The organism is Pseudoxanthomonas kaohsiungensis, from assembly GCF_010211765.1.
Lineage (GTDB): Bacteria > Pseudomonadota > Gammaproteobacteria > Xanthomonadales > Xanthomonadaceae > Pseudoxanthomonas > Pseudoxanthomonas kaohsiungensis.
Window position 1 is genome coordinate 69,489 of record NZ_PDWO01000003.1, and the last position, 17,981, is coordinate 87,469.

The following is a 17,981-nucleotide window of genomic DNA, read 5'->3' on the forward strand; positions in this document are numbered from 1 at the left end:
GCGCCGCCTGTCTGCGGAGCCAGCACCCCCATGTCGCAATACATCTACACCATGAACCGCGTGTCCAAGGTGGTCCCGCCCAAGCGGCAGATCATCAAGGACATCTCGCTGAGCTTCTTCCCGGGCGCCAAGATCGGACTGCTGGGCCTGAACGGCGCCGGCAAGTCCACCGTGCTCAGGATCATGGCCGGCGTGGACACCGACTTCGAGGGCGAGGCCCGCCCGCAGCCCGGCATCAAGGTCGGCTACCTGGAGCAGGAGCCGCGCCTGAACCCGGAGCACACCGTGCGCGAAGCGGTCGAGGAAGGCGTGGGCGAGGTGCTGCAGGCCCAGGCGGCGCTGGAGAAGGTCTACGCCGCCTATGCCGAGGACGGCGCCGACTTCGACGCCCTGGCCAAGGAACAGGAGCGCCTGGAGGCGATCCTGGCCAGCGGCGACGCCAGCACCCTGGAGCAGCAGCTGGAAATCGCCGCCGACGCGCTGCGCCTGCCGCCGTGGGATGCGGTGGTCGGCAAGCTGTCCGGCGGCGAGAAGCGCCGCGTCGCGCTGTGCCGCCTGCTGCTGCAGAAGCCGGACATGCTCCTGCTCGACGAACCGACCAACCACCTGGACGCCGAATCGGTGGAGTGGCTGGAGCAGTTCCTGGCGCGCTACACCGGCACCGTGGTCGCGGTCACCCACGATCGCTACTTCCTCGACAACGCCGCCGAGTGGATCCTGGAACTGGACCGCGGCCGCGGCATCCCGTGGAAGGGCAACTACACCGAGTGGCTGCAGCAGAAGGAAGAGCGCCTCAAGCAGGAAGAGAACCAGGAGAAGGCGCGGCAGAAGGCCATCGCCAAGGAACTGGAGTGGGCGCGCCAGAACGCCAAGGGCGGCCGTTCCAAGGGCAAGGCCCGCCTGGCGCGCCTGGACGAGCTGCAGTCGGTCGACTACCAGAAGCGCAACGAGACCAACGAGATCTTCATCCCGCCGGGCGAGCGCCTGGGCAACAAGGTCATCGAGTTCAAGAACGTCTCCAAGAAGTTCGGCGACCGCCTGCTGATCGACGACCTGAGCTTCTCGGTGCCGCCGGGCGCGATCGTGGGCATCATCGGCCCCAACGGCGCCGGCAAGTCGACCCTGTTCCGGATGATCACCGGCCAGGAGAAACCCGATTCGGGCAGCATCGACATCGGCCCGACCGTCAACCTGGCCTACGTCGACCAGAGCCGCGACAAGCTCGAAGGCAACCACAACGTGTTCCAGGAAGTCTCGGGCGGCCTGGACATCCTCAACATCAACGGCATCGAGATCCAGTCGCGCGCCTACATCGGGCGCTTCAACTTCAAGGGCCAGGACCAGCAGAAGCTGGTCGGCACGCTGTCGGGCGGCGAGCGCGGCCGCCTGCACATGGCCAAGACCCTGCTGCAGGGCGGCAACGTGCTGCTGCTGGACGAACCGTCCAACGACCTGGACATCGAAACCCTGCGTGCGCTGGAGGACGCGTTGCTCGAGTTCCCGGGCAACACCTTCGTGATCTCGCACGACCGCTGGTTCCTGGACCGCATCGCCACCCACATCCTCGCCTTCGAGGGCGACTCGCACGTGGAGTTTTTCCAGGGCAACTACCGCGAGTACGAGGAGGACAAGAAGCGCCGCCTCGGCGACGACGCGGGCCCGCACCGGCTGCGGTTCAAGGCGCTGAAGTAGGCTTCAAGCGCCTCAGTGTTCAGCACGACGCCCGCCGCAAGGCGGGCGTTTCGTTTCAGTGCCCAGGGTGGGATGCCGCCACGCACACGGTGTACCGGCATGTGGCTCCTCCACGGCGAGCATCACCTTAGGAGCGTCACCACCAAGGTCACCATCGCCGCGAAGGAGAGCAGTCCACCCAGCACGAGGTATGTGGTTACGCCGGCGAGCGTGCGCAGCAACGACTCCCAAAGGGGAAAGGTCCGCGAACAGCTGGACCAGCGAGTAGATCGTGTAGCAGACCCCCAGGCCGAGCGCGACAGCGGTAGCCTGCGGGAACCAGCGCTGCAAGGGTACCGACAGACCCCAGAACACGAACAGCTGCACCGTCAGCAGGGCGGTGACGACCAACCACTCCGGGTAATTGCGCCCTGTCCCGATGAAAGCCAGGCGGAAGACCAGCGCCTCCAGCGGGACCAGCAGCAGGGTGAGCAGCGCGAAATTCCGGTCGATCCAGTTCTGGACGGCAGGCTGCACCTGGAGGAACGCGGCCTGCACCGCCCGCTCCTCGACACTGGCACCGGTCGCCGGCAGCGCACCCATCTGGAATGCGAAGTCCATGACGTCGTCATCCAGCAGGAATTTGCCCAGGAACACGACTGCTGCCGCCGTGATCATCAGCAATGGGAACGGCCTGGCCTGGCGGGCCCGCCGCCCTTCCAGGTAATCCCGCATCAGGCGACCTGGCCGCAACATCAGCTCCTTGAGCGAATACAGGATGCCGCGGTCCATCTGCAGCACGCCGTGCTCGAACTCGTGCCGCATGAAGCGCCAGTCGATGCGGGGCGCCGGCGTGGGCTGGCCGCAGGCCGGACAGAAATTCTGCTCCACGCCGCCGATGCCGCGCCCGCAGTTGGCACACTCCCTTGCTTCCGTCATCGCCGTCGCCTGCCCGCAGCGCAAGGCATCATAGGGCGACGCCGCGGCCGCGCTCAATACCGCCGGCGCCGCGCGGACAAGGTTGCGACGCCGGCGCCCCGCACCCGCGCGGCTACGCCAGCACGTCGATGAAGGTGTTGATCGACAGGCGCCCGGTGATCGGGTCGGGCGGCGGCACGTTGGCGTTGTCGATCGTGGCCGAGTGCAGCGAGTTGCGCCGGTACACCAGCATGCGGTTGTAGACGCCATCGACCTTGTCGACGCGCTCGAACAGAGGGGTGTCTTCCCCGATATAGCCGGGACCCGGCGCGTCGGCGCCGCCGCTCTCCTCCTGCAGGCGGGTGAAGTACGGCAGCTCGCGCGCCTCGTCCACGTACTCGTAGCCGGTGCTTCGGTGGCGGTAGAACGCCGTTCCGCCCCAGCCCTGCCGGAACAGGTAGTGGACCGTGGCCAGGCCACGGCCGGTGGCCGAATCGATGTGCGGGATCCGCTGCAGGAACGCCAGCTGCTGCGGCGGCTGGGTCACCAGCGAGTAATGGCACATCGGGAACGACAGCCGCGCCTGTTGCGGCAGCCCGAAGACCTCGGCCATCAGCGGCCGGATCAGCCGCTCCAGGAACGCCTCGTACGACAGCGGCGCACGCACGCGGATCCCGGGGAACATCGCGCCCTGCGGCGCGAACTGCGAGCGCGCGGCCTTGCGCACCAGCCGATCGGGGTCGGCCACCAGCTGGTCGACGACCAGCAGCGGCGCACCCTCGGCGCCGATCCGCCACACCTGGAGGCGCAGTTCGGGGTGCGGCTGGATCAGCATCTGCGCATCACCGGGCCAGACCTCCGTCGAGGCCCGCGATCTTGCCGGTCACCCGCTCATGCTGCCGGGCGCGCGCGTACATCTGCTCCCAGGCCGAGGGCGGCGCCTTGCAGTAGCTGTCGATGAACTGCTCCTGGCTGGGCATGGCCGCCACAGCGGCATCGATCGGCTTGCGCACGCTCTCGAGCAGGCGCTTGAGATCGGCGTCCGACAGCGCGCGGGTCAGCGGATGGTGGGTGCGGGGCACCACGCCCTGGCCGAGCATGCAGTGGGTCCAGGAGTCGAGGCGGAACAGTTCGTCCTCCCCCTGCCACGCGTAGCCGGTCTCGCGGAACACCTGGATGCGCTCTGCCAGGCCCGGTGGCAGTTCCATTTCGCGGCACTGTTTCCACAGCGGCTCGTCGCGCTGGTTGAGGTGGTAGTGCATCACCACGAAGTCGCGGACGTGCTCCAGCTCCTGGCGGCTGACCTGGTTGAAGCGGTCCACCGCCGCCTGGCTGATGCCCTCGGAGGGGAAGAACTGCACCAGGCGGGTGACCGCGCTCAGGGTCAGGTGGATGCTGGTGGACTCCAGCGGCTCGATGAAGCCGCTCGCCAGCCCGAGCGCGACCACGTTCTTGTTCCAGGCCTTGCGCCGTCGCCCGGTGCGGAACGGGATGATCCACGGGTCGCGCAGCGGCTTCGACGGGTTCTCGGCGAGCAGTTTGGCCGTCGCCTCGTCGTCGGACATGTGCGCATCGGAAAACACGATGCCGCACCCGATCCGGTGCTGGAGCGAGATCTTCCAGTGCCAGCCGGCCTCGTGCGCGATCGCGCGCGTGTACGGCACCGCCGGTCCGTCGGCTTCGGTCTGCAGCGCCACCGCGCGGTTGCTCGGCAGCCAGTGGTTCCAGTCTTCGTAGCCGGTGTGCAGCGCCTGCTCGCTCAGCAGCGCGCGCGCGCCGGTGCAGTCGATGAACAGGTCGCCTTCGATGACCTGCCCGTCCTCCAGCACCAGGGCCTGCACGAAGCCGCTGTCCGGATGCTGGCGTACCTGGGCGATCTTGCCCTCGATGCGCTTGAGCCCGCGGCCCTCGCACTGGACGCGCATGAACGCCGCATACAGCCCGGCGTCGAAGTGGTAGGCGTAGCTCACGTCGCCACGGTTCATCGCCGTGGCCGCCTTGGTCCAGCGCATCGACCACTGCTGGGCATTGTGGCCGGTATCGAACAGGGCGAAGCGGTCATGGCGCGCGGCCACGGTCTCCAGGCAGTAGTCGCCCAGTTCGCTCTTCATGCCGCGGCGCAGGCTTTCCAGCCAGAACTGGTGGAAATCGCACGACCAGGTATTCACGCCGGTGGTGCCGAACGGATGGATGTAGCGCGTGCCCGGCCGGATCCAGTTCTCGAACGAGATCGCCAGCTTGAAACTGCCGGCGACCGAGCTGAGGAACTCGCGCTCGTCGATCTGCAGCAGCCGGTGGAACGTGCGGATGGTCGGGATCGTGGACTCGCCCACGCCGACGGTGCCGACCTGCTCGGACTCCACCAGGGTGATGTCGAGCAGGTCGCGGAACTGGTGCGTCAGCGCGCACGCGGCCACCCAGCCGGCGGTGCCGCCGCCGGCGATCACGACCTTGCGAATCCGGTTGTTCTCCAAGACGCACTCCCCATTTTCTCTGTCGAACCCGCCGCGGCAGCCGCGGCGGACCTGGCGGCGCGTGCGACATCCACGCGCCCTGTGATCCGAAGGCCCCGGCGCGCTGCGCCTGACCCTCAGCGATTGAGCTTGCCGATCAGCAAGGCGCGCATCCTGCGCGCCATGGTCTCGTCGAACGGCCCGAGCATGTCGCGCGCCTGCTCCGGCAGGTGCGCGCCGGCGCGGTCGGCCGGCCCGAACACGTAGTAGTCGAACACCTCCCGCCAGGCCAGTTTCTCCCGCTCGGGTCGGTCGCGGATCGCCCACAGCGCGTGGTACAGCGCGTGCATCGGCGTGGGGATCCAGGCGGGCATGCTGGCCCACCAGTAGTTGACCAGCACGGTGAAAGGATCCAGCCCCTGCACGTGGTGCCACCACATGCTCGGGATGAAGATCGCGTCGCCCGGTTCGAGCACGACCGTGCGCGCCGTCTCCAGGGCCTGGCGGAAGCGCGGGTAGCGCTCGAAGTCCGGCGCGGTGAAGTCGACCACGCTGACCGCCTGCCCGCCCGGGGTGGGCTCCAGCGGACCCGGGTACAGGTTGCCGATCTGGTCCGGCGGGAACACCGTGAACCGCCGCCGCCCCACCGTGCAGCAGGCGATATTGTTGGGTGCGTCGTAATGGCAGGAGGCGGTGACCCGGTTGCCGATCCAGATCGCCGGCGGCGCGTCGACCCCGTGCGCGGCGAAGTCCAGGTCGTTGCCGGCGCGCAGCCCGGGCAGGCAGCTGTCCACCAGCAGCGAGGCCACGTAGTAGGTGGGCGGGTGCGGATCGTCCAGGTACGAGGCCAGCTCGTCGAGCACCTGGTCCAGCCCGCCACGCCGCACCTCGCAGTTCAGCGCGGTGAATCCTTCGTTGTAGAACGGGCGCCCGGCGGTGGCCGGCTCGCCCCAGGAGTAGTGGACGGGGCGGCCGTTGTAGTGCGCGCGCAGCTGCGCCATCGCCGCCTGCGGCGACTCCAGGCCGGCCCGCACCAGGCTCCAGTCCCGGGCCAGGCCCCTGAGCACGGTGGGTTCGGCTTGCTGCAGCAGCGATTCGATCGGCAGTGCATCGGGCGTGCAGCCCTCGAGGACGCGGACGCTGGCGAGCCCCTCGAACATCGCCTCAGGCCGCCCTGCCCTGTCCGCCGGCGTCCTGCTCGCGCAGGCGGCGCTGCTTCTCGGCGATGAGCCTGCGCATGTTGTACAGCGAGGCCAGCACCAGGTAGGCACCCTCGAGCCAGCCGGCGCGGTGCAGCTCGTGCAGCGAGGCGGCATCCAGCCCGGCGAGGCGTTCGCGGTCGATGCCGTACAGGCCGGTCAGGTTCACGCCGTGGTTGTCGTCGAAGCGGACGTCGAGGGTCATCGGCTGGATCAGCTCCAGCGCCTGGAAGGCGGCGAACATGGCCTTGCCGGCCTGGACGCCGTCGTTGATGCCGCGCAGCACCGTGATGATGTGCTCGAGGTAGGGGCTGTTGCCGCCCTGTGCCAGGAACACCGGCTCGCCCTGCCCGGTGATCACGCGCGGGTGGTCCAGGTCGACGTGGATCACCGGCTCGTTGCGCACCTGGCCGTCGACCTGCTGCTCCTGGAAGCCGATCAGGAAGGGGCCGCGGGCGACCGCGCCCGGCAGGTACGCGGCATTCCAGCCGCCGCCCTGCAGGAACAGGTTCTCGTGGTGGTCGAAGCCCAGCAGCGCTGCCGCCTGGAACTCGCCGCTGGAATCCTTGCGGAAGAAGATCGGGTACTCGCGCTGGAGCTCGGCGAACTCGGTCGGGAAGGCCTGGACCATGCCGAGGTTGTCGCCGAATTCGGTGCCGAAGCGGGTGGAGACGCGAAGGTCCTTGTGGGTGATGTTGTTGAGCAGTTCGTAGCGGGCCATTTCGGCTCCAAGGGGGTCCGGATCCGGCGCGGGTCGCGCCGGGCGCCGTCGACCGACGATTCCAGAAACGCCGGGCGCCCGCAAGTCGGCGCGCGCCCGGCCAGCTGCAAAAAAAGGGACCGCTGCGCGAGCAGCGGTCCCGGCCAATCAAAGCAAAGCCTGGAAGTACATCTCCGGGAGTATGCCTCTTAGAACTCGTAGCGGACGCCCACCATGTAGCGCGGCGACTGGTCGACCAGGCGAACCATCTGGTTGTAGCTGCGCGCGCTCCAGCGTACGTCCTCGCCGGTCAGGTTGATCGCTTCCAGCGACACCGTCAGGTTCGGGTTGAAGCTGTACGCGACGGCGAAGTCGAACTGCTTGTACTCCTCGACGAAGTACGGGTTGCGGTTGTTGCCGTTCTGGTTGGCGGCCAGCAGGTACTCGTCGCGCCAGTTCCAGGCCAGGCGGGTCGACCAGCCGTACTTCTCGAACATCAGCACCGCGTTGGCCGTATCGCTCAGCCCGGTCAGCGCGAACACATCCGAGCCCGGGTCGGCGGCGCGGTCGATGCCCACGTCGCCATCGACGATGGTGTAGTTGGCCAGGATGCCGAAGCCGCTGTCGCCGAAGAAGTACTGGCCACCGATTTCCCAGCCGTCCAGCTTGGCCGACTGCTGGTTGATCGGGCGGTTGACGTCGAACTGGTACAGCGGGTCGTCCGCCTCGCCGAAGATGTCGAAACGGGTCTCCATGTCGATGACCTGGGCGTTGCTGCCGTTGTACGCCGCCAGGCCGCCGGTGGCCGCCTCGTTGCGCAGCAACGCCAGCGCGGTGAACAGCGTGGTGTAGTTGCCCACGCAGCCTTCCGCCGGGTCGTTGCCAGCCCCAGTGACCTGGGCCTGGCACGCAGCGCTGTTGATGAACGCCAGCGCCGCCTGCGCATCCGGGCCCGAGGTCGGGTCGGTGATGCCGTACAGGTTCTCGCGGACGACCGTGTTGCCGATGAAGTTGTCGACCTTCTTGTTCCAGTACGTGATGCCGATGAAGCTGGACGGGGCGAAGTACCATTCCAGGCCGATGTCGAAGTTGACCGACTCCAGCGGCATCAGCGACGGGTTCTGGGCGTCGCCGGTGGCGCGGAACTGCTCGCCGAACAGCACCGAGCCGCTCGGGGCGCCCGGGTTCGGGCCGGCGTACAGGTTGCCGTACGGCGGACGGGCGATGGTCTTGCTGGCGGAGAAGCGGCCCTTCAGGTCATCCATGAAATCGATGCTGAAGTCCAGGTTGGGCAGCAGGTAGTCGTACTCGTTCTTCTCGGAGAACGGCAGCGACTCGTCGGAACGCACGACGGTGAAGTCGTTGTTCGACATCCAGCGGATGGAATTCGGCACCTGGATGACGGAGGTCGAGGTCAGCTCGGTCTCCTCGTAGCGCAGGCCGACGACGGTGTAGGTCGGCATGCTGCCCAGCTGGCCGTCCATCGACCACTGCACGTAGACCGCGTTGGTCTTCTCCTCGACCATGTTGTCGTTGTCGTAGGTGGTACGCACCTTCGAGCTGACCGTGTCGCACTCCGGCCAGACGGCCGGGGCGCTGCCGTCGGCGCAGGCCTGTTCGGCCCACTGCGCCAGCTGGCTGGCCTGGCCCCACCATGCGCCACGCGGCGCGCCGGCGGTGCCGTAGTCCTTGAACAGGTCGACGATGCTCAGCTGGTCCAGCAGCGCGGTCATGCCCGGCACCTGGCCCACGTCGCTGACGCCCCAGTTGCCCAGGGTCATCAGGTGCGCGTGGCCGTCCACGTTCAGGCGGCGCATCGACACCTTGGAAGAGTCGACGCCGAACTGGAAGCGGCCGGCGTCGAAGTCCAGGATGCCGTCGATGCGTCCCTGCTTGACCTGGCTTTCCTGCCGGGTCGACCAGATGCGCAGGATCTGCGAACCCAGCTGCTCCGGCGCGAAATCGGGGTTGACGACGCCGTTGGTGTTGGCGATCGCATCGCCCACGGTCGGGAACAGCGTGCGCGTCATGATCGGCAGCCCGCTGTTGAACCAGTACTCCTGGGTCCAGTTGTTGACCGCCGGATTGGGCGCCAGGCCGGCGAAGCTGAAGGCCGTGGAGCTGCCGCCGGTGATCGGGTCGTTGGGCAGGCTTTCGACCTTGGTGTCGTGCGCGTCGAAGTTCAGCGAGAAGCGGTCGTTGACCTGCCACTTCGCGTTCAGGCCCAGCGAGCCGAGCTTGTACTTCTGCTCGTCGCGCTGCTGCTCGAAGCCGAAGTCCTTGCTGCCGCCGGCGATGTCGCGGATGTAGACCGGGGTGGCGACGTCGGCGTTGTCGTCGAACGTCACGTGGCTGAGGCTGTTCTGCAGCCACATGGTCTGCTCGCCGCGGTTCTGGGCGATCTCGTTGGTCGAGTAGGTGTAGTCGAGGGTGAAGGTGAACGCGTCGGACGGCGCGAACTGCAGCACCGCCTGGCCGTTGATGCGCTCGCGCTCGAAGTCCTGGAAGGCGTAGCGCAGGTCGTTCGGCATGCTGTAGAGCTGGCCGATCTCGGGCGCGTTCTCGACCACCGCGCCCGGGCGCAGGCGCGAATCCGTACCCGTCCAGCGGGCGACGTTCCAGGTGTTCTCGGTGGCCTGGATCGAGCCGCCGTGGCGCTTCTGGTAGCTGGCGTTGACGCCCACGCCCCAGGTCTTGTCCGCGTTGGCGTAGCTGAAGATGCCCGAGATTTCCGGGGTGGCGTCGCTGCCGAACACCTGCGACTGGTCGGAGACGACCTTGGCGCCGGCGCTGGCGACGATCTCGCCGCCGGCGTGGTTGAACGGACGGTCGGTCAGGATGTCGATGGTGGCGCCGATGCCGCCGCTGGGCACGTCGGCGCGGCCGGTCTTGAAGACCGTGACGCCGCTGATCGCCTCGGAGGCCAGCTGGGCGAAGTTGAAGGCGCGGGTACCGGAGCCGACGCCGCCGATCTCGAGGCCGCCGCTGCCGAAGCCGTCGGCGCCCGGCACCTGGCGGCCATTGAGGGTGACCATGTTGTACTGCGGGCCGAAGCCGCGCGCGGTGACCGTGGCGCCCTCGCCGTCGCGGCGCTCGATCGAGATGCCGGTGATGCGCTGCAGGGATTCGGCCAGGTTGGTGTCGGGGAACTTGCCGATGTCCTCGGCGCTGATCGCGTCGACGATGCCGGGCGTGTCGCGCTTGAGGTTCATCGACTGGTCGAGGCTGCTGCGCATGCCGGTGACCACGACGGTGTCCAGCGTGGTCGCGTCGTCCTGCGCCGGGGTCTGGGCGAACGCCGGATTGATGATGATGACGCCGCCCACGATGGTGAACATCGCCCGCGACTTGAAACGCTTCAACTTGGAATTCATGGACGTGTCCTCAGCTGCGCTGTTGTTGGTTGGCCCGGGGCACCCGGTACCCCATCCCCGGCACGGCTTTCGCCGGCGCGGCCCTTGACAGCGCGAGATACTGCGACCTGCTGCTCATCTGCCTACCCTCCCCTCTTGTTGCTTCGATTTATGGATGTCGCCCTCTTCGGGCGTACTCGGATCGCGGTCGACGACCCGTACAGCCGTACACGAACCAGGCCCGTCCCGCCTGCCGGTGATGCGGTTTTTCCCCGGCACAAATCGGATCGGCATACCTTCTGGCAACGCTGCGGTCGACGAGTTCGCCGGCACGCACCGCGGCGGCCGCCCTCCTGGCGGACCACCCAAACTGACAGCGCTATCATTCTTTGGTGGCGCAAGACATAACACGCGTGTATCGACGCTGTCACAGTGCAGCGCAGCAGAAATCCCGTTGCCCCGGCAACGGCCACGCGGAGCCGGAATAAGTTTCCTGCCAGGCATATGGAAACGGAATTCCACACGGACGCGTTTACTCGCACCGGAAAGCACAGTCGGGACGTTCTGGTCGTATTACCGACGCCGTTGGCGTCAACCGCTCCATTTGTCAGCGCTGTCCGTCCGTCGTACGCGGCGCGGATTGATACCGGTTACCTTCGGAGCGAGTCCCGGTAGGCGGCCAGGAACTGCGCCAGCTGCGCGCGCGTGCGCTCGTCGACCAGCCGGCCATCGGCGTCGAATGCCTGGCCCGCACGGGACACGAGCAGACGGCCCCCGGCCCAGAACCGGCTGCCCAGCGTGCGCAGCACCGGCAGCCACGCGTCCTGGGCCAGGATCGTGCCGAAACCGCCGGCCGACGCGCCCACCAGCGCGACCGGCCGGTCACCGAAGACGGCCGGGATCTCCGCGGGCGGTCGCGACAGCCAGTCGATCGCGTTCTTGAACACGCCGGGGATGCCGTTGTTGTATTCGGGCGTCGCCAGCAGCAGCGCATCGCTGGCCAGCACGCGCGCCTTCAGCGCCTGCACCGCCGGCGGCAGCCCCTCGCGCGCCTCGAGATCGCCGTCGTACAGCGGGACCCCGTGCAGCGTCGCCAGCTCCAGCTCCACGCCGGGAACGGCCAGCTCCTGCGCGGCGCGCAGCAGGGCGGTGTTGAACGAGCCAGCCCGCAGGCTGCCGGAAATGCCGAGGATCCTGGCCATCGCATGCCTCCGCCGGTTCGCCGCGCGCGCCCGGATGGGCCGCAGCATAGCCGACGCGGCAACGTCCTCATTGGCGCGGGCTCGCCGCGGCGGAGGCCAGGCAGCAGCGGAACCTGCGCCCGCAGCGTTCAGCGCGCGCGCAGCGCGGACGGCAGGCGAACGAAGAAATGCGCCCAGATCGCCGCCAGCACCGCCGCGCGCGTGGCGACGCCGCGGCGCGGGGCCTCGAACTTGCTGAAGTAGCGCCACAGGCCGCGATGCTTGTGCCATTCGACGAACAGCGGCCGCGAGCGGCTGGACACGCCACGCACGTGCAGGACCGGCACGTCGTTGGCCACCGCGACGCGGGCACCCGCCTGCCGCGCGCGCCGGCACAGGTCCAGGTCCTCGGCGTGCAGGCGGTAGCCTTCGTCGAACCCGGCGATGCGCGTGAACAACGCCCGCGGAACCATCATCAACGCACCCGACACCGCGTCGACCTCCTGCAGGGGTTGCGCCGGGTCCATCGCCACGTCCAGGCGCGCGGCGGCCGCCGGGGATCGCAGCATCGCCGCGAAATCCGGATCGCGCCGGCGCGCGGCGCCATCGCGCTGGCCGTCCTCGCCGTGCAGGTCCGCGCCGACCACCGCTTCGCCCCCCAGTGCCTGGACGTGCCGGCGCAGCCGCTCCAGCGAGTCGGGCCGGACCTGGAGGTCGGGGTTGACGAACGCCAGCCAGGGCGCGTCGCTGTCGGCCGCGCCCTGGTTGCAGGCGACCGAGAACCCCGGGTTGTCGGGATTGGCGACGAAGCGCAGGCGCGGATCGGCCAAGGCATGCCGCTGGAGGATCTCGAGCGTGCCGTCGTCGGAACCGTTGTCGACCACCCGGATCTGGGCCACGTCGCGCGCCGCGCGCAGGCGCAGCAGGCAGGCGTCGAGCGTCGACGCGCTCTGGTAGCTGACCACGACGGCGGCGATCGCCTCGCCTTCGCTTCCGCTCATGGACCCGCCTCCCCCGCCGGCGCGCCGAACAGGTCGTGCTGGGGGCTGTCGCGCAGCTGCCCGTGCAGGGCCAGCAGCTTCGCGCGCGCTTCCGCCAGCGGATCGTGCATCAGGAATGCGGCCAGGCGCGAATGCCAGGCCGGCCAGCGGGCGGCCAATGCGTCGAGGTCGCCGTCGGCCGGCCCGCCTTCGCCAAGGCGGGCCACGAATGCGGTTTCGCACAGCGCGTTGCGCCACCCCAGCCCGGACAGGCGCAGCGAGAGGTCGGTCAGCGCGGCATACCAGGAGCCGAAGCTGGCGGTGTCGAGGCCGCCTGCCCGCAGCCGGGCGCTGCCACGCAACGCCACCGCGTGGCCGACGGCGGCCGGCAGTTCGGGATGCCGGGGCGGCATCGCCGCACAGGCCTGTGCGGTCAGCGCCGGCTCGGGCGGCGCAGGCGAGATCTCGCCGAGCCGCGGCCAGGCCGCGGTCTCCCCGGCATTGCACCACGGCGTCGCGGTGGCGATCGCGGCGTCGCGCGCGAGGCAGGCGGCCAGCTGCGGGAGCCAGCCCGGCAGGGGCTGCGCATCGGGCGACAGCACGACCACGTCGGCATCGCCGCACGCGTGCAGCATCTCCTGCAGGTGCGCCGACTCGGCGACCGGTTGGCCGCGGCGCGTGTACTCGGCCTGCAGGCGGGTCCGCTGCAGCCAGCGCTCGACGATGGCGATGCCGCGTGGACCGGCCTGGGCCCCGTCGCCCAGCCACACCCGCGTGCCGGCCGGGGTCGCTGACTCCAGCGCGGCCAGGCAGGCATCCAGTGCATCCTCGTCGGCGCCGAGCGGCAGCAGCACGATGGGCAGGTCGCTCACGATTCGACGTGGACTCGTTTCGGTAACGGCGGTGACTTTAGCAGGGGCGCGACCCGGAACGCGCGGCAGCGGCGGCGGCAAGGCGCGGACGCCTCTACCCGCGAACCCAGGGCAGACACGCGGTCGCTTGCATGCGGTCGCGCGCATGCATGCGCCCCTGCCCGCGTCAATGCCGCCCGGCTGCCTGCCGGCGGGCGCGATTCGTCGATCGAGCCCCGCTGCATCGGCGCCGGCACGCGCGCGCATGCGCGAGATCTGCTACCTGCAGAGCGCGCGCCTGGCGAGCGTGGATGCAGGCCGTCAGCCGACCCACACCCGCGCGTTGCGGAACATGCGCATCCACGGCGAATCCTCGCCCCAGCCGGCCGGATGCCAGCTCAGGTTGACGCTGCGCGCCACCCGCTCCGGGTGCGGCATCAGGATAGTCGCGCGCCCGTCCTCGCTGGACAGGCCGGTGATGCCGTCGGGCGAGCCGTTGGGATTGAGCGGGTACTGCGTCGCCGCGCGGCCGTCGCCGTCGACGTAGCGCAGCGCGACCCGCGCGGCGGCCTGGTCGACCGGGTTGTCGAACTCCGCGCGGCCTTCGCCGTGCGCCACCGCGACCGGAATCCGCGAGCCGGCCATGCCACGCAGCAGGATCGAGGGCGACTCGACCACCTCGAGCAGGCTGGTGCGGGCCTCGAACTGCTCGCTGGCGTTGCGCAGGAACTTCGGCCAATGGGTCGCGCCGGGGATGATGTCCTTGAGCTGGCTCATCATCTGGCAGCCGTTGCACACACCCAGCGAGAAGGTGTCGGCCCGCGCGAAGAACGCGGCGAACGCCTCGCGCAGCGTCGCGCGCTCCAGGATCGAGGTGGCCCAGCCGCGGCCGGCGCCGAGCACGTCGCCGTAGCTGAAGCCGCCGCAGGCCGCCAGGCCGGCGAACCCCTCCAGCGACGCGCGGCCGGCGACCAGGTCGCTCATGTGCACGTCGAACGCGCTGAAACCGGCGCGCTCGAACGCGCGGGCCATCTCGATGTGGCTGTTGACGCCCTGCTCGCGCAGGATCGCCACGCGCGGCCGCGCCCCGGTGTTGACGAACGGGGCGGCGACGTCATCGGCTGGATCGAAGGTCAGGCCCGGCTTGAGTCCCGGCGCGGCGAAGTCGCGCGCGACCGCCCGCTCCTGGTCGGCGCTGTCGGGGTTGTCGCGCAGCTTCTGCATGGCGTGGGTGACCGACCACCAGGCGTCGAACAGCTCCTCCCAGCGCCACTCGGCCAGCAGCCCGCCCTCGCGCCGCACCCGCACCCGCGGCACCGCGGTGGGGCGGGCGATGCGCTGGGTGTATTCGGTCAGCGCGTGGCGCTCGACCAGGTCGGCGAAGGCGGCGCGATCCTCGTCGGCCACCTGCACCACCGCGCCCAGCTCCTCGTTGAACAGGGTGCGGAACGGGTCGTCGCCCCAGGCATCCAGGGTGATGTCCAGGCCGCGGCGCGATGCGAACGCCATCTCGCACAGCGTGGCGAACGCACCACCGTCGCCGCGGTCGTGGTAGGCGAGCAGCAGGCCGGCCTCGCGCGCGTCGCGGATGAGCTCGAAGAAGCTGCGCAGGCGGGACGGATGGTCCAGGTCCGGCACGTCGCCGCCGAACGCCGGCATGGCCTCGTCGCCGGCGTGCACCTGGGCCAGCACCGAACCGCCGAGGCGCTGCTTGCCACCGCCCAGGCCGATCAGCCACAGCTCGCTGTCGTCGCCGTCGGCCAGCAGCGGGGTCAACTGCCCGCGCACGTCCACCACCGGGGCGAACGCCGACACGATCAGCGACACCGGCGACACCGACTTGTGGGCCTGGCCGTCGGCGTGCCATTGCGCCTGCATCGACAGCGAGTCCTTGCCGACCGGGATCGAGATGTCCAGGTCCGGGCACAGCTCCATGCCGACCGCGCGCACCGCGTCGTACAGCAGCGCGTCTTCGCCCGGATGCCCGCAGGCCGCCATCCAGTTGGCCGACAGCTTGACCGTGTCGAGCGCCTCCACCGGCGCGGCGCACAGGTTGGTGATCGCCTCGCCCACCGCCATGCGCGCGGCGGCCGCCGAATCGAGCAGCGCCAGCGGGGTACGCTCGCCGATGCTCATGGCCTCGCCGGCGACACCGTCGAAATCGGCCAGTGTGATCGCGCAGTCCGCCAGCGGCAGCTGCCAGGGACCGATCATCTGGTCGCGCGCGGTCAGGCCGCCGACGCTGCGGTCGCCGATGGTGACCAGGAAGTTCTTCGACGCCACGGTCGGATGCGCGAGCACGCGAAGCCCGGCCCGGTGCAGGTCCAGCGACGCGGTGGACAGCGCCGGCCAGGGTGCCGCGCCCGGGTGCGTCGTGTCGCGGTGCATCTTCGGCGGCTTGCCGAACAGCACGTCCATCGGCAGGTCGATGGGGTGAGCGGAGGCGCTGGCGGACCACTGGTCCGCGCCTTCGCGAACGCCCGCAGGCTGCGCCTGCGGGCCGGGCACCGGTGCTTCCGCTTGCGCGGCACTGCCGCGCGGCGCATCCGGACCCCCGGCGCGCTGCACCGGGCCGGAGGGATCCGCCGCGATACCGTAAACGCTCTCGACCGTCGCGCCGTAACCCACCACCAGCCGCTCCTCGGCGGTGGCCACGCCGACGGCGGCGAACGGGCAACGCTCGCGCGCGCAGATCGCGGCGAACTCCTCGAGCCGGTCGGCCGGCACGCCGAGCACGTAGCGCTCCTGGGATTCGTTGCACCACAGTTCCAGCGGCGACAGCGACGGGTCGTCGGTCGGCACCTTGGCCAGGTCGATGACCCCGCCCACGCCGGAATCGTGCAGCAGTTCGGGAATGGCGTTGGACAGGCCACCGGCGCCGACGTCGTGGAAGAAGTGGATCGGGTTGCGCTCGCCCATCGCCACGCAGCGGTCGATGACCTCCTGGCAGCGGCGCTCCATCTCCGGGTTGTCGCGCTGGACGCTGGCGAAATCCAGGTCCTCGGCACTCTCGCCGGAGGCCACCGAACTGGCCGCGCCGCCGCCGAGGCCGATCAGCATCGCCGGCCCGCCCAGCACGATCACCGCGTCGCCCGGCTGCAGGCGGATCTTGTCGACCTGGATGCGGTCGATCGCGCCCAGGCCGCCGGCCAGCATGATCGGCTTGTCGTAGGCGCGGCTGAGGGGGCTTCCATCGGCCGCGTGGCCTTGCGCCAGCTCGAAGCTGCGGAAGTAGCCCAGCAGGTTCGGCCGGCCGAATTCGTTGTTGAACGCGGCGCCGCCCAGCGGGCCGTCGAGCATGATCTCCAGCGCCGGCGCCATGCGCGGGTTGAGCGCGCGTGGCGCCTCCCACGGTTGCGGCAGGGTGGGGATGCGCAGGTGCGACACCGTGAAACCGGTCAGGCCGGCCTTGGGCTTGCCGCCGCGGCCGGTCGCGCCCTCGTCGCGGATCTCGCCGCCGGCACCGGTGGAGGCACCCGGGAACGGCGCGATCGCGGTCGGGTGGTTGTGGGTCTCGACCTTGATCTGGAACGCCGAGGGAACCGCGGCTTCGGTGCGGTACTGGCCGGTCGCCGGATCCGGGCGGTAGCGCGCGGCGAGGTGTCCCTCGATCACCGCGGCGTTGTCGCTGTACGCGCTCAAGGTATGTTGAGGCGTCTTCTGGTGGGTGTTCTTGATCATCCGGAACAGGGAGCGCTCCTGCTCCTGCCCGTCGATGGTCCAGCTGGCGTTGAAGATCTTGTGCCGGCAGTGCTCGGAATTGGCCTGCGCGAACATCATCAGCTCGACGTCCGACGGGTCGCGCCCCAGCTCCGAATAGCGCGCGCGCAGGTAGTCGATCTCGTCGTCGGCCAGGGCCAGGCCCAGGCGGCGGTTGGCGCTTTCCAGGTCGGCGAGCGCGATGCGCTCCAGCGGCTTGCGCGCCGGGCTGGCGAACAGCGCCTGCGCCGCGTCGCGCGACTCCAGCAGCGACTGGGTCATCGGGTCGTGCAGCAGCTTGCCCACCGCCGCCTGCGTCGCCGCGTCGGCCGGCCAGCCGGCGACGTCCAGCCGCAGGCCGCGCTCGACCCGCGACACCGCCAGTCCGGCACCCTGCAGCAGCTCGGTGGCCTTGCTCGACCAGGGCGAACGCGTGCCCAGGCGGGGCACCACGAAGTACGAGCGCGCGCCCCCGGCCAGCGGGGCCTGGCCGTCGCCGGCCTGGAGGATGCGGTGCAGCGCGGCCGGATCGGGCGCGGCGTCGCCGGGCTGGACGAAGTAGACGTGCCAGGCGCCTTCGATGCGAAGGCCGGGGACCAGGGACTGCAGGCGGGATTGGAGCCGCTGCCGGCGGAACGGCGAAAGGGCGGGCGCGCCCTCGAGGACGATCATGTCCGGTGAAGTCGCAGGGGGAAAGGCCGGCCATTGTACCGGAGCCGGCCGCACCGGGACCGGACGGACGGGAAGGAGCGCCAGGCGGGGCCGGAGCCGCCCCCATCCCGGCACCGCGGACGCGTGACCCCCTTGGTGATCAGGCGCTCCACTGTTGCAGGAACCGGGCTGGCCCGCGACGCGAGGGCGTTGGCACAGGCAACGTCCTCGTTCTACCGGGGCGCGTGTCGCCGGCTAGCTGCGCTCCTGCAGGCCATCCCGGCAGCGACCCCACGGCGCGCGTGCCGCCTGGCCGGATGCAGAC

Annotated in this window: 11 protein-coding genes; 1 reads left to right on the top strand and 10 read right to left on the bottom strand. The window is 69.9% G+C overall.

What is annotated here, in order from left to right:
* The first annotated feature begins 30 nt into the window (after nt 1-30).
* On the top strand, nt 31-1,692 hold the full coding sequence (ettA, locus tag CSC66_RS04625) for an energy-dependent translational throttle protein EttA (RefSeq protein ID WP_162376223.1): 1,662 nt from the start codon (nt 31-33) through the stop codon (nt 1,690-1,692).
* A gap of 12 nt (nt 1,693-1,704) precedes the next feature.
* Here ettA and CSC66_RS04630 read toward each other — a convergent pair whose 3' ends face one another.
* The 10 genes from CSC66_RS04630 to purL all read right to left on the bottom strand — a co-directional run bounded on the left by CSC66_RS04630 (nt 1,705) and on the right by purL (nt 17,677).
* On the bottom strand, nt 1,705-2,667 hold the full coding sequence (locus CSC66_RS04630; protein WP_162376224.1) for a DUF3667 domain-containing protein: 963 nt from the start codon (nt 2,665-2,667) through the stop codon (nt 1,705-1,707).
* A 55-nt stretch (nt 2,668-2,722) separates the two neighbouring features.
* Nucleotides 2,723-3,424, bottom strand: a complete 702-nt coding sequence (locus CSC66_RS04635; protein WP_162376225.1) for a DUF6445 family protein — start codon at nt 3,422-3,424, stop codon at nt 2,723-2,725.
* A gap of 7 nt (nt 3,425-3,431) precedes the next feature.
* The gene (locus tag CSC66_RS04640) at nt 3,432-5,063 is read right to left on the bottom strand and encodes a tryptophan halogenase family protein (RefSeq protein WP_162376226.1); all 1,632 of its coding nucleotides are present in this window, start codon (nt 5,061-5,063) and stop codon (nt 3,432-3,434) included.
* Between the two features lie 116 nt (nt 5,064-5,179).
* Nucleotides 5,180-6,202, bottom strand: coding sequence for a cupin-like domain-containing protein (locus CSC66_RS04645; RefSeq protein WP_162376227.1), 1,023 nt, complete (start codon nt 6,200-6,202; stop codon nt 5,180-5,182).
* Nucleotides 6,203-6,206: 4 nt separating this feature from the next.
* A complete protein-coding gene (locus CSC66_RS04650; protein WP_162376228.1) occupies nt 6,207-6,962 on the bottom strand; it encodes a SapC family protein in 756 nt (251 codons plus the stop codon).
* A 188-nt stretch (nt 6,963-7,150) separates the two neighbouring features.
* Nucleotides 7,151-10,315 (bottom strand): TonB-dependent receptor, encoded by a 3,165-nt coding sequence (locus tag CSC66_RS04655; RefSeq protein ID WP_162376229.1) that lies wholly within the window; start codon nt 10,313-10,315, stop codon nt 7,151-7,153.
* Between the two features lie 629 nt (nt 10,316-10,944).
* Nucleotides 10,945-11,496, bottom strand: a complete 552-nt coding sequence (locus CSC66_RS04660) for an NADPH-dependent FMN reductase (protein ID WP_162376230.1) — start codon at nt 11,494-11,496, stop codon at nt 10,945-10,947.
* 128 nt (nt 11,497-11,624) lie between these two features.
* Nucleotides 11,625-12,476, bottom strand: a complete 852-nt coding sequence (locus CSC66_RS04665; protein ID WP_162376231.1) for a glycosyltransferase family 2 protein — start codon at nt 12,474-12,476, stop codon at nt 11,625-11,627.
* Nucleotides 12,473-13,330 carry a glycosyltransferase family 2 protein gene (locus CSC66_RS04670; RefSeq protein ID WP_162376416.1) on the bottom strand — a complete coding sequence of 286 codons (858 nt, stop codon included), beginning with the start codon at nt 13,328-13,330 and terminating at the stop codon, nt 12,473-12,475. Before CSC66_RS04670 ends, CSC66_RS04665 begins: the two co-directional genes overlap by 4 nt.
* 297 nt (nt 13,331-13,627) lie before the next feature.
* Complete coding sequence (gene purL / locus CSC66_RS04675; RefSeq protein ID WP_162376232.1) at nt 13,628-17,677, bottom strand: phosphoribosylformylglycinamidine synthase; 4,050 nt, start codon at nt 17,675-17,677, stop codon at nt 13,628-13,630.
* Between the last annotated feature and the right edge of the window lie 304 nt (nt 17,678-17,981).